General features: G+C 42.5%; 12 protein-coding genes and 1 pseudogene. All 13 read right to left on the bottom strand.

What is annotated here, in order from left to right; genetic code table 11:
- Positions 1–425 precede the first annotated feature (425 nt).
- Positions 426–2,249 (bottom strand): translation elongation factor 4, encoded by a 1,824-nt coding sequence (lepA, locus tag HT708_RS04800; RefSeq protein WP_001047210.1) that lies wholly within the window; start codon positions 2,247–2,249, stop codon positions 426–428.
- 78 nt (positions 2,250–2,327) lie between these two features.
- Entirely contained in the window at positions 2,328–3,056 is a 729-nt protein-coding gene (locus tag HT708_RS04795) for a metallophosphoesterase family protein (RefSeq protein WP_172926051.1), read from the bottom strand.
- A 1-nt stretch (position 3,057) separates the two neighbouring features.
- Positions 3,058–4,725 (bottom strand): DNA repair protein RecN, encoded by a 1,668-nt coding sequence (recN, locus tag HT708_RS04790; RefSeq protein WP_138700450.1) that lies wholly within the window; start codon positions 4,723–4,725, stop codon positions 3,058–3,060.
- Positions 4,726–4,731: 6 nt separating this feature from the next.
- Complete coding sequence (locus tag HT708_RS04785) at positions 4,732–5,163, bottom strand: arginine repressor (protein ID WP_001034403.1); 432 nt, start codon at positions 5,161–5,163, stop codon at positions 4,732–4,734.
- Positions 5,156–5,971: a TlyA family RNA methyltransferase gene (locus HT708_RS04780; protein WP_054392856.1), complete on the bottom strand. Its 816-nt coding sequence runs from the start codon at positions 5,969–5,971 to the stop codon at positions 5,156–5,158. The genes HT708_RS04785 and HT708_RS04780 overlap by 8 nt, the downstream gene beginning before the upstream one ends.
- Positions 5,964–6,839 carry a polyprenyl synthetase family protein gene (locus tag HT708_RS04775; protein WP_054392855.1) on the bottom strand — a complete coding sequence of 292 codons (876 nt, stop codon included), beginning with the start codon at positions 6,837–6,839 and terminating at the stop codon, positions 5,964–5,966. Before HT708_RS04775 ends, HT708_RS04780 begins: the two co-directional genes overlap by 8 nt.
- Positions 6,836–7,048 carry an exodeoxyribonuclease VII small subunit gene (locus HT708_RS04770; RefSeq protein WP_000043226.1) on the bottom strand — a complete coding sequence of 71 codons (213 nt, stop codon included), beginning with the start codon at positions 7,046–7,048 and terminating at the stop codon, positions 6,836–6,838. Before HT708_RS04770 ends, HT708_RS04775 begins: the two co-directional genes overlap by 4 nt.
- The gene (gene xseA / locus HT708_RS04765; protein WP_050262430.1) at positions 7,026–8,366 is read right to left on the bottom strand and encodes an exodeoxyribonuclease VII large subunit; all 1,341 of its coding nucleotides are present in this window, start codon (positions 8,364–8,366) and stop codon (positions 7,026–7,028) included. Before xseA ends, HT708_RS04770 begins: the two co-directional genes overlap by 23 nt.
- 127 nt (positions 8,367–8,493) lie before the next feature.
- Positions 8,494–9,132, bottom strand: coding sequence for a uridine kinase (gene udk / locus HT708_RS04760; RefSeq protein ID WP_001181366.1), 639 nt, complete (start codon positions 9,130–9,132; stop codon positions 8,494–8,496).
- Between the two features lie 107 nt (positions 9,133–9,239).
- Positions 9,240–9,542 carry a bacteriocin immunity protein gene (locus HT708_RS04755; protein WP_000983427.1) on the bottom strand — a complete coding sequence of 101 codons (303 nt, stop codon included), beginning with the start codon at positions 9,540–9,542 and terminating at the stop codon, positions 9,240–9,242.
- Positions 9,543–9,908: 366 nt separating this feature from the next.
- A complete protein-coding gene (gene truB / locus HT708_RS04750) occupies positions 9,909–10,787 on the bottom strand; it encodes a tRNA pseudouridine(55) synthase TruB (RefSeq protein ID WP_054392853.1) in 879 nt (292 codons plus the stop codon).
- Positions 10,788–10,797: 10 nt separating this feature from the next.
- Entirely contained in the window at positions 10,798–12,072 is a 1,275-nt protein-coding gene (locus HT708_RS04745) for a DUF2130 domain-containing protein (protein WP_050207941.1), read from the bottom strand.
- 95 nt (positions 12,073–12,167) lie between these two features.
- Positions 12,168–12,449, bottom strand: a pseudogene (locus HT708_RS04740) (PLP-dependent transferase); the annotation flags it as partial.
- Between the last annotated feature and the right edge of the window lie 43 nt (positions 12,450–12,492).

Genomic DNA, 12,492 nt, shown 5'->3' with positions numbered 1-12,492 from the left:
TAAATTGACAAGTGATTTCCGGATTACTGAAAATTTTCTTAGCGTCCAAATCATTGGTTGAGCTAATGCCCGGATGTCTTAGAATCATTCTTTCTCTCCTTTCATTATAGCACATTTTTAAATCTAGGTTTGATTATTCTATTTATTTATTCGAAAAAGAGAGGAAAATACAGTCAAGATATGGTCACAAATTTAAAATTTTATAGTGAAATGAAAAAATAAGAACAGGGCAAATCTATCAGGACAGTCAAATCTATTTCTAACAATGTTTTAAAAGTAGAGGTGTACTATTCTAGTTTCAATCTACTATACCATTATTTTCTCCGATTTCTTGATAGTTTATAAAAAAGCAGGCCATTAAAGCCTGCTTTACGATTGATTCTTATATACATTTCCTGTGAACAAGGAAAGGCATTTCTGATAACTTATTCTTCATCCATGCTCAAGACGCTGAGGAAGGCTTCTTGCGGGACTTCTACTGATCCGATGGCTTTCATACGCTTCTTACCAGCTTTTTGTTTTTCAAGGAGTTTACGTTTACGAGAAACGTCACCACCATAACATTTAGCAAGTACGTTCTTACGAAGGGCCTTGATATCAGTACGAGCGACAATCTTGTGTCCAATAGCCGCTTGGATGGGAACCTCAAATTGTTGGCGAGGGATGATTTTCTTGAGCTTATCAACGATGAGTTTCCCACGTTCGTAGGCAAAATCCTTGTGAACGATAAAGCTGAGGGCATCCACCTTGTCTCCGTTGAGAAGGATATCCATTTTCACCAGCTTAGATGGGCGATATTCTGACAATTCGTAGTCAAAGCTTGCATAACCACGTGTCGAAGACTTAAGTTTATCAAAGAAGTCAAAGACAATTTCAGCAAGAGGAATTTGATAGATAACATTGACACGGTTATCATCAATATAGTCCATAGTCACAAAGTCCCCACGCTTACGCTGAGCTAGCTCCATTACTGCTCCGACGAACTCCTGTGGTACCATGATTTGCGCCTTGACATAAGGCTCTTCAATGGTCGCAATCTTAGTTGGGTCTGGAAACTCAGATGGGTTGGACACATCCATAGACTCACCGTCGGTCAAATTAACTTTGTAAATAACAGACGGAGCTGTCATGATGAGGTCAATATTGAACTCACGCTCTAAACGTTCCTGGATAACATCCATATGGAGAAGTCCAAGAAATCCACAACGGAAACCAAATCCAAGTGCCTGAGATGTTTCTGGTTCAAACTGAAGACTAGCATCATTCAGTTGCAATTTTTCAAGGGCTTCACGCAGGTCATTGTACTTGTTTGACTCGATAGGATAGAGACCCGCAAAGACCATAGGATTCATCTGCTTGTAGCCATGTAATGGCTCTGTTGCAGGATTGGTTGCCAAGGTAACGGTATCCCCCACACGAGTATCCTGAACCGTCTTGATAGAAGCCGCAATATAACCAACATCACCAGTCGCAAGAAAATCACGACCAACTGCTTTGGGTGTAAAAATACCGACTTCGGTCACATCAAAGGTCTTGCCATTGCTCATAAGCTGAATCTTATCGCCAGGTTTAACCACTCCATCCATGACACGCACTTGGAGGATAACCCCACGGTAGGCATCGTAAACTGAGTCAAAAATCAAGGCCTTGAGTGGTGCCGTCACATCACCTGTTGGCGCTGGTACTTTTTCTACGATTTGCTCAAGAATTTCTTCAATCCCAATACCAGCCTTGGCAGATGCTAAGACTGCTTCACTGGCATCCAAACCAATGACATCTTCAATCTCCGTACGCACGCGCTCAGGGTCTGCAGCAGGCAGGTCAATTTTGTTAATAACAGGCATGATTTCCAAATCATTGTCCAAGGCCAGATAAACGTTGGCAAGAGTTTGAGCCTCAATCCCTTGGGCAGCATCAACCACCAAAATCGCCCCCTCACAGGCAGCGAGCGAACGTGAAACTTCATAGGTAAAGTCTACGTGTCCTGGTGTGTCAATCAAGTGAAAAATATAAGTTTCCCCATCTTTTGCAGTGTAATTGAGCTCGATGGCATTCAACTTAATGGTAATCCCACGTTCCCGCTCTAAATCCATACTATCCAAAAGTTGAGCTTGCATTTCACGACTGGAGACTGTCTCAGTTTTTTCCAAAATGCGGTCTGCTAGAGTTGATTTTCCGTGGTCAATATGGGCGATAATAGAGAAGTTACGGATCTTCTCCTGTCGTTTTTTCAATTCTTCTAAGTTCATGATTCTCTTCCTTTCAGGGTATCTATTTATTATAAATTGTTTTTGACATTTTGACAAGACCATCCCCTGCTAGGAGTACTAATCTTCAGCGACAAAGCCGTCATTCTCAATAAAGTGATGTTCTGTCATCCCTTGATCTGTAAAGACAATCCCGTGAAGGACACCACCATAGACAGCTCCTCCATCCATCCCAATCTTGCCATCTTCTGTAGTCCAAAGCTCAGCAGTACCTCGCTCTTGCTTTAACAAACCATAGACCGGTGTATGACCAAAGACAATGGTTTTTCCAGTATGATTTTCGGCTTCGTGGAATGGTTTTCTAAGCCATACTTTCTTGTAATCTGTAGTTTCATGCCAGTCGTCCAAGGTCAAATCAATACCTGCGTGAACGAAGATATACTTGTCTGTCTCTACCACAAATGGCATTTGACGAATAAATTTGACCAAGTCTGCCGCTTCAGTAGCAACACGCTTGGCATCCTCAATCCCGTCAACTGGGGCATCCAAGGGACGACCTAGGATAGAGTTAATAGTTGTATCACCACCATTACGACGATAGTGGTCATAGCTTTCTTCTGGATCATCTAGCCATGTCAAAAACATATACTCGTGGTTTCCTGACAAACAGATAGCCCCTTGATTATCCACCAAGTCCTTGACCATTTCAAGGACACGGCGACTATCTTCACCACGGTCAATTAAATCCCCTAGAAAGAGCAACTGGGTCTGACCATCCCATGTTTTGAGAAGGTCTTCCAGCATCCCAGCTTTTCCGTGAACATCTCCAATTACATAATAGTCTGTCATCTTATTTCTCCCTGTTTCTCAACAATTCTCTGGCTTGCGTCAGGGCTGCTTCCGTCACATCATCACCTGCCAACATCTTAGCAACTTCTTCCACTCGCTCTTCAACCGTCAAGAGACGAACAGTCGAAACCGTTGAATGGTCATTACTAATCTTCTCAATAAAGAATTGATAATCCGCAATCGCAATCACTTGTGGCAAATGGGAAATAGCCAGAACCTGACCATGTTGGCCAATCTTGTGAATCTTCTGTGCAATGGCCTGAGCTACACGACCTGAAACTCCCGTATCCACCTCATCAAAGACAATACTTGTCTTGCCTTCTTTACGAGAAAAGGCAGACTTAATGGCTAGCATGAGACGAGATAATTCCCCGCCAGACGCAACCTTGACCAAGGGTTTAAAGTCTTCTCCAGGGTTGGTTGAAATATAAAACTCAACCATTTCATTGCCCTCACGGCTGAATTTGCCCTTGCTAAAACGAACCTGAAACTGGGCTTTTTCCATATAAAGGTCTTGCAGTTCTTGTTTAATCTCAGCTTCGAGCTGCTGAGCCAAGTCATGACGAGCAGAGGCAAGTTGACCTGCCAAATTGACAAGACTGACTTCCAACTTCTTGAGCTCTGCTTCCATGTCCTCAGATGAAAGGTTATTGCCTGTCAAGAGATTGTATTCTTCCCTAATCTTGGCAAAATAAAGCAAGACATCGTCTACAGTCCCACCATACTTGCGGGTAATAGTATGAAGGAGGTCCAAACGATTCTCAACCTGCATGAGACGATTGCCGTCAAAATCAAGGTCCTCAATAATAGCTTCCAGACGTTTGCTAATGTCTTCTAAGACATAGTAGGTCTCAGACAGTGAGCTTGAAATTTCACGGTATTCAGGGTCGTACTCTTCGACACTTTCCATGTCATTCATAGCTGAACGAACATTGGCCAGACTTGAAAAGTCTTCATTGTCCAACATACTGTAGGCATTGGTCAGTGTATCCGCAATATTTTTATGGTTGAGCAGTTTATCACGCTCTTGATTGAGAGCCAAATCTTCTCCAGCCTGCAAGTTTGCTGCCTCAATCTCTGCCATTTGAAATTCCAACATTTCGATACGTGCCTTGTGTTCCTGTTGGTTTTTCTTGACTTCCAGAACCTGCTTGCGCATTTTTCGATAGGCATCAAAACTTGTTTGATAGGTTTCTTTTAAGTCCCAAAAAGCTACGTCGCCAAATTCATCCAACATCTGGATATGCAGTTGGGGACGCATTAACTCCTCTTGGTCATGTTGACCATGTATATCCACCAGATGTTGTCCAATAGCACGCAAAACAGACAGATTAACCATCTGGCCATTGACACGACTAATACTCCGACCATTTTGCAAGATTTCCCGACGGATGATAATTTCATCACCTAATTCTAAACCTTGCTCATCAAAAATTTCCTGTAAAAGACGACTATTCTCAACTGAGAAAAGCCCCTCAATCTCTGCCTTTGGTGCACCATGACGAATAACATCTGTCGTCGCACGAGCTCCCAACATCATATTCATGGCATCAATGATAATCGACTTCCCTGCGCCTGTTTCACCAGTCAGGACTGTCATGCCCTTTTCAAAATGGAGGGAAATAGCCTCAATAATGGCAAAGTTTTTTATCGAAATTTCAAGTAACATATAGACCTACCATTTTTTTACTTGTTCAAAGATTTCCTCAGCTAGACTTTCACTTCTGGCCATGACTAAAATCGAACTATCATCAGCCAAACAGCTGAAAATCTTATCCGCAAAAGTCTCAATTAACTGAGCTTTTACAAAAGCTGTATTTCCTGGAATAACTTGGAGATTGATCATCTTGTCCATCAATTGAGCCGATTCGATATTATATTCAGCTAGTTGCAAACTTTTTACGATTGATTTTGGCAATTCATAGACATAGGTGTTGTCTCTCAAAGGAATTTTGACAATGCCTAGCTCTTTGATATCCCGTGATACCGTTGCCTGAGTGGCAGTGATGCCTGCCTCTTTCAAATGTTCTACAATTTCTTCTTGTGTACCGATTTGATAATCTGTCACAAATCGTCTAATTTTTTCAAGTCTCTCTTTTTTATTCATTTTTAAATTGACTATGCGCCCTCTCTACTACTTCTTCAATCTCAGCAAGAACCTGATTGCTTGCTGACTCTTCTTTTTTCAAATATGCTAAAAATTCAATATTTCCATGACCACCTTGGATGGGAGAAAAGTCCAAACCAAGAACTGAAAAGCCTTCCTCTACTGCCATAGCTGTGGCAGATTCAAGGACATGTTGATGAACCTTAGCATCACGAATGATTCCATTTTTCCCAATCTGCTCACGACCTGCCTCAAACTGAGGTTTAACCAGAGCCACGACCTGCCCTTGATCTGTCAAGACTCGGTGCAAGGCCGGCAGAATCAGACTAAGGGAAATGAAACTCACATCAATACTGGCAAAGCTCGGCTCCTGCTCGAAATCGGTCTTTTCAGCATAGCGGAAATTAAACTGCTCCATGCTGACAACTCGTGGGTCTTGGCGTAATTTCCAAGCCAACTGATTGGTACCAACATCGACTGCAAAGACCAACTCGGCACCATTTTGCAACATAACATCGGTAAAACCTCCAGTAGAGGCACCGATATCAATCGTTGTAGCTCCTTCCACTGACAAATCAAAGACCTGCAAGGCCTTTTCCAGTTTCAAGCCACCACGACTGACATACTTGAGTTTTTCACCCTTGAGTTTTAGCTCGGTGTCATCTGGAATTTTCTCTCCTGGCTTGTCAAACCGTTCTCCATTAAGGACTGCTAGGACTAGACCAGCCATGACACCGCGCTTGGCCTGCTCTCTCGTTTCAAACAAGCCCTGTTTATAAGCTAGTACATCCACTCTTTCCTTAGCCATTGATTCTCAAACTTTCTACTACACTTACAATCGATTTCATCTCAAAAGGAACCTGCTGGGCAATTTCTTCTAATTTGGTATTAGCTTGATCCAAAGTTTGGTTACAAAAGGCAATAGCCTCTTCCAAGCCCAACAAGGCAGGATAGGTTGACTTTTCAGCCTGTAGGTCCTTTAGTGGTGTCTTGCCGATTTCCTCAAAACTAGCTGTCACATCCAGTACATCATCTCGAATTTGAAAAGCAAGCCCAATCAATTCACCCACAGTTTTCAGCTTTGCCTGCATTTCAGGTGACAATTCTGCTAGGATAGCAGCTGCTTGGAAGGGATAGGCTAGTAGTTTTCCAGTCTTATTAGCATGAATGGTCTGGAGTTCTTCCAAAGACAAATGCTGGTGTTCGCCTTCCATATCCAAAACCTGGCCTGCTACCATACCCAGACTTCCTGAAGCAAGCGATAAGTTGGCAATCAAGTCTACCTTAATCTGACTTGGCAAATCTGCCTGCGCTATCAAGGCGTAAGGATCTAGGAACAAGGCATCTCCTGCCAAAATGGCCATAGCTTCACCGAATTTTTTATGGTTTGTCAATCGTCCCCGACGGTAATCATCATCATCCATAGCAGGAAGGTCATCGTGAATCAAACTCCCTGTATGAATCATTTCCAAGGCCGCAGCCACCTGTGCATGTGCTGGTTTAATAGCCACCTGCAAGGCTTCCAGAACTTCTAACAAGAGAAAAGGCCGAATACGCTTGCCACCAGCATGAATGGAATAGAGAACAGACTCTCGCAAACTAGAGGCAAACTGCTGGCCTCCATAAAAGTCTTCCAAGGCTGACTCGACAAGAGCTAATTTTTCTTGCTTTTTCATTCAAAATCACTTTCTGTTCCGTCTTCTTGCATGACCTTGACCAAGGTCTTTTCAGCCTTGTCCAGCGTCGCTTGGAGTTCTTTTGACAAGACCATGCCCTTTTGAAAGGCAGCAATCGCATCTTCCAGAGCAATTTCACCATTTTCCAAACTTTGGACAATGGTCTCCAGTTCTGCTAGATTTTCCTCAAATTTCTTTTGTTTTGACATCTTTAACCTCTAATTCTACTTGACCATCTCGCATCAAAAGCGTTACTTGGTCTTTTTTCTTCAAACTCTCAACCGAATCTACAACGGACTCTTCTTTTTTGACAATAGCATAACCACGCGCCACGATTCGACTGGTATCCAACATGAGCAGGGCTTCTGAAAGTCTCTTGACTTCAGCAACCCTGGCATCATAAACCAGCGCCATTTGGCTACGGAGGAGCTTGTCCAACTGGCCTAGACGGTCTTGATAGCGTTGGATTTTGGTAACAGGTGATAATTGAACCAGTTGATGCGTCCTTGCTTGGACTAATTGCTTGTTATCAGAAATCCGTGTTCGCAAACTTTGTTTCAAACGCAATTGCAGTTGATCCAAGCGTTGCATATAGCCATCATACAAACGTTCTGGTTGTCTAAAGATAACAGACTGACTGCATTTTTTCAAAGCTTCTTGTTTCTTAGATAGGACATTTCGGACTGCCGTTGCCATCCGTTTTTCCTGATTTTGCAAATGAGCTAATAGATCCAACTTGGTCACAGGTGTTGCTAGTTCAGCAGCAGCTGTTGGTGTCGCAGCCCGTCGATCTGCCACAAAATCTGCCAAGGTCACATCCGTCTCATGCCCCACACTAGAAATAACTGGCAAACGAGATTCAAAAATAGCTCGTACCACAATTTCTTCGTTAAAGGCCCAGAGATCCTCTATGGAACCACCACCACGACCAATAATGAGTAAATCCAAATCGTCCCCTTGATTAGCACGCGCAATATTTCTAGCAATTTCCTCGGCAGAGCCTTCACCTTGCACCTTAGTCGGATAAAGTAGGATATCGACACCTGGAAAGCGCCTGCTGACGGTCGTGATAATATCTCGAATCACGGCTCCACTGCGACTGGTTACCACACCAATTCTCTTAGAAAATTGGGGCAGAGCTTGCTTGAAACGTTCTTGAAACAGGCCTTCTTCTGTCAATTTTTTCTTGAGTTGTTCAAACTGAATCGCAAGCGCCCCAACCCCATCAGGCTCAGCCTTTTCAATGATGATGGAGTAGCTACCACTTGGTTCATAGACCTGCACACGCCCAATCACATTGATTTTCATTCCTTCTTCTAGGTCGAAACCTAATTTCTGATAAATCCCAGACCAGATGGTCGCTTGAATAACTGCATGGTCATCTTTTAGGGAGAAATATTGGTGAGTAGGTCGTTTACGAAAGTTGGAAACTTGACCAGTTAAATAGACCCGCTCCAAGTATGGGTCTTTATCGAATTTCATTTTCAGATACTTGGTCAAAGTTGTTACCGATAAATACTTTTCCATCTCCACCTACTATTCATTTTCTTGCTCTTTCATGGGTATTATTATACCAAAAATATGCCTAAAAATCTCCATTTATGTACCATTATGAGGGAAAAATAGAAAAAGGAGGCAAGGCCTCCAATTCTGTTTATTTACTATTTCGAGCTTCTTCCAAAATCTTTGCAATCTTGGTCGTCAACAGGTCGATAGCTACTGTATTGCTGACTCCCTCAGGAATGACGATATCAGCATAACGCTTAGTCGGCTCGATAAACTGATGGTACATGGGTTTAACCACACCTAGATACTGGTCAATAACGCTATCAAGGCTACGGCCACGTTCTTCCATATCACGCTTGATACGACGAATAATACGCACATCGTCATCCGTATCCACAAAAATCTTGATATCCATCAAATCGCGCAGACGCTTGTCCTCCAAGACCAAAATCCCCTCAACGATAAAGACATCTTGAGGCTCTTGACGATAGGTCTTGCTGCTCCGTGTATGTTCAGTATAGTCATAAGTCGGAATGTCCACCGGACGCCCTGCCAACAATTCCTTCATCTGCTCAATCATCAAGTCTGTATCAAAGGCAAATGGATGGTCATAGTTGGTTTTGATACGCTCTTCAAAGGTCAAATGAGACTGATCCTTGTAGTATGAATCATGCTCAATCATGGAAATCTTTTCATCAGGAAAATGCGATAAAATGGCTCTTGAAACACTGGTTTTACCACCACCAGAACCACCTGTCACTCCAATAATGATTGGTCTATTTTGCATGCTATCCTCCGTTATTTTATCCGTCGTCTATTCTATCACATTTTTTACAAAATTTATAGTCTCATCAGCAAAAAACACCAGAGTCTTCCCTCTGATGTTCGATAGTTTTAACGAAAGCCCTGTAGGGTTTGAGCAAGCATCTGCAAGAAAGCCAGTCTCCCTCTTTCCTGGCTAGGAGCTTTGGCAATCCATAAACCAAAATCAATGACAGACTTAGGTGCCTGGTAATGATGCGTCATGAGGTAAAGCGACAACCCTTGACTCAAATTGGCCATGACCGATTGGTATTTTTCATTTCTGTCTAAATTTTGTATAGCAAGACGAAACAGGTGACTCAACTCACTATTTTCATTTATTTCTTTTTGTTGAAGAAGTTGCTCCACCCTTTCTCGAAACTCATTTTGCATCATGGAATTATCACACCAAATCCTGGTCTAGGTGCCCATGGACCATAATTAATCCAGCCATTGACTATTACACTTCCCGTGTACCCCCAAAACTCTCCATGATTGATACTGCATTTTGCTCGACCTTTAACGTCTACACAATATACTCCTGGGCCTAAGTTCCCACCAGAACCTGTAATGGACTCTAAATATTTATCTGAAAGAATTTTAAATTGCTTCATTTCACACCTCTAAATTTCTATATAGATTATTTGAGTATCTACAACTCGCAACAATTGGAATATTATAATTCCCAACCCCATTCTACTATTAGTATGGGGTTTTATCAAGCAATTGTTATCTATCACCCGATTTTTATTCCTAAAGGATCTAGCTAAAAACCTTCCTTGGCTTGTAGAGTTTGTCCCGTTTTTCTAGAATGGCTAACAATTTATCATCTTCAAAGGCAGCCAGTTCTTTGTCCGTTTGGTCTAGCTCAATAAAACGACCAAAGCGAACTTCTGTAGCTTCTTCTGGACTTAGGAAAACTTTGACAAGATCACCTGTCCCAATCTCTAAAGGATGGAGAAAATCTAATTGCCCAGCCTCTACTTTTTCAGCAATTTCCTCCAAGGTCAGTGCGTCTTCTAATTGTAAGCCAGCAGCACTAGTACGAGTCAAATGGGACATATGAGCCGCATAACCAAGCTTTTCACCCAAATCAACTGACAAAGTACGGATGTAAGTCCCTTTACTGCATTTTACACGAAAAGTAAAGCGTGCAAGGTAATCATCATAAGAAATCGGACTTGTTCGATCAAATTGATAAATGGTCACCTGACGTTCTGGACGCTCCACTTCCTGACCAGCACGCGCATACTCATAGAGCTTGCGACCATTAACCTTAACTGCCGAGTACATAGGCGGAATCTGACTAATAGGTCCAGTCAAGCTCGCAATCGCTTCATCAACAAGCTTTTCATCCAATTGCGATAAAACAGGTGTCTCTGCGACCACTTCCCCACTGGCATCCTCAGTCGTCGTGGAATAACCCAGAGTGATTTCCCCCTCATAGACCTTGCCCTCGTCCTGCATAAACTCGACCATGCGGGTCGCCTTGCCAACCGCAATGGGCAAAACGCCCACTACATCTGGATCCAAGGTCCCACCATGACCAATTTTCTTGGTTCCCAAAATCTTACGCAGTTTAAAAACCGCATCATGCGAGGTCATCCCCGCTTCTTTTTTTAAGTTGATAATACCGTTCATTTTTGCTTTCTCACTCCCCCTTCAATGCTTCAAATTTCGCTTTCATGGTTGGATTTTTCCGGGTCAATTTTTTAACAGAGACATCTTCCAATTTGTTGTTAGCTAAACGGAGTTGGTTTTCAGATGTGGTCAGGAATTTCTTAACCTCTTCCATGCGTTTGATGGCCTTGTCGATTTCATCAATAGCTTTTCCAAAGTTGGTCGAAGCTGAATTATAGTTCTTAGCAAAAGCTAGTTTAAAAGCATCCAAGTCTTCCTCAAAATGTGTAATGTCGATATTTTGCTCGCGAACAAGCGCTAACTCCTGCTTGTATTTTAAAGAATTAAGAGCCGCATTACGTAAGAGCCCAATCAACTGAATAAAGAATTGAGGACGAACCACATACATCTTTTCATACTCGTGACTGACGTCAACAATCCCTGTGTTAAAGTAGTCATTATCAGCCTCAAGCATGGTCACCAAAACGGCATACTCACAGTTCTTCTCCCGACGGTCCTTGTCCAATTCCTTGTAAAAATCTGCATTCTTGTGCTTCTTCTCCGTTCCGTCAGCTTCATTCTTCATCTCAAACATGATGGAGATAATCTCTACCCCATTTTCATCACACTCACGGAAGATGAAGTCTCCCTTAGACCCACGCGCAGAGACCTTGTTATCCTTCTCAAAGTAGGCATTTGGAAAGGCGAAACTACGGACCTTGTTAAACTCACTCTCTGCATACTGTTCCAGACTTTCCCCGATCGCTTTTGTAGATTGCTGGGCTTTGAAATTCTTATAGAACTCGACTTGTTCACTAGCTGCTTTAAGCTGGGCTTCATAGTTTTGCTTAACAGAAGCCAAAGACAACTCATTTTCCTTTTCTTGCAAGAGGAGCTGATTTTTGACCTGATCACGTTCTTTTTCTAGGTCAGAAAGGGTCTTTTGCAGTTGATTTTCATGCTCTAAACGCAAGGTGGCCAATTGGTTCTCCAAAGCCTGTACTTCCTTGTCCTTAGCCAAGAGGGCCTGATGGCTTGTCTCTTCAACTTCTTTCTTGGCCAATTCTTTTTCTGTATCAAAGTTTTGGATCTGACTCTGTAATTGCGCAATTTCTTGATCCTTCTGAGCCAGTTTAGTCTGTTGCTCATTCATAGCCTTTTGCTCAGCCAAGGCCAGTTCTTGCCTCATCCTATCGTGTAGTTCCTTATCAAACTCTGCCGTTCTCACTTGGGACAAAAGTTCAGCATACTGGCTTTCATTTACTGTAAAGACTTCCCCACAGTTGGGACATTTGATTTCGTTCATATCGTTCCTCTTTCTAGACTTCTTTATCCATTATATCATGCCTGAAGGAAAATCAAAAACAGCGAGTCGAAACCCACTGTTTATCTTCTTTTACTTTAAATTTTCTCCAAGGCCAAGCGCAAGTCTTCAATCAAATCATCTACATTTTCAAGTCCGATTGACAAACGAATTTGGTTTGGTGTGACACCTGCCGCTTCTAGGTCTTTTTCTGACAATTGACCGTGAGTGGTTGTTGCTGGATGGACAACAAGCGATTTAGCATCTGCCACATTTGCAAGATCAGAGAAGATTTCTAAATGATCAATGACCTTGCGTGCTTCTGCCTCCCCACCTTTGACATGGAAGGTAAAGATGGAGCCGACACCTTTTGGCAAGTATAGTAGATTGAAACTAGAATAGTACACCTCTACTTCTAAAACA

This window comes from Streptococcus sp. 3613 (assembly GCF_013277375.1).
Classification (GTDB): Bacteria; Bacillota; Bacilli; order Lactobacillales; family Streptococcaceae; genus Streptococcus; species Streptococcus pseudopneumoniae.
The sequence above is the reverse complement of the archived record's forward strand: the minus strand, read 5'-3'. Positions and strand labels throughout refer to the sequence as shown.

Bases quoted from the DNA above. Each gene is read 5' to 3' on its own strand.
- lepA (WP_001047210.1), bottom strand. From the start codon at position 2,249: ATGAACTTAGAAGAATTGAAAAAACGACAGGAGAAGATCCGTAACTTC.
- HT708_RS04795 (WP_172926051.1), bottom strand. From the start codon at position 3,056: ATGACAGACTATTATGTAATTGGAGATGTTCACGGAAAAGCTGGGATG.
- recN (WP_138700450.1), bottom strand. From the start codon at position 4,725: ATGTTACTTGAAATTTCGATAAAAAACTTTGCCATTATTGAGGCTATT.
- HT708_RS04785 (WP_001034403.1), bottom strand. From the start codon at position 5,163: ATGAATAAAAAAGAGAGACTTGAAAAAATTAGACGATTTGTGACAGAT.
- HT708_RS04780 (WP_054392856.1), bottom strand. From the start codon at position 5,971: ATGGCTAAGGAAAGAGTGGATGTACTAGCTTATAAACAGGGCTTGTTT.
- HT708_RS04775 (WP_054392855.1), bottom strand. From the start codon at position 6,839: ATGAAAAAGCAAGAAAAATTAGCTCTTGTCGAGTCAGCCTTGGAAGAC.
- HT708_RS04770 (WP_000043226.1), bottom strand. From the start codon at position 7,048: ATGTCAAAACAAAAGAAATTTGAGGAAAATCTAGCAGAACTGGAGACC.
- xseA (WP_050262430.1), bottom strand. From the start codon at position 8,366: ATGGAAAAGTATTTATCGGTAACAACTTTGACCAAGTATCTGAAAATG.
- udk (WP_001181366.1), bottom strand. From the start codon at position 9,132: ATGCAAAATAGACCAATCATTATTGGAGTGACAGGTGGTTCTGGTGGT.
- HT708_RS04755 (WP_000983427.1), bottom strand. From the start codon at position 9,542: ATGATGCAAAATGAGTTTCGAGAAAGGGTGGAGCAACTTCTTCAACAA.
- truB (WP_054392853.1), bottom strand. From the start codon at position 10,787: ATGAACGGTATTATCAACTTAAAAAAAGAAGCGGGGATGACCTCGCAT.
- HT708_RS04745 (WP_050207941.1), bottom strand. From the start codon at position 12,072: ATGAACGAAATCAAATGTCCCAACTGTGGGGAAGTCTTTACAGTAAAT.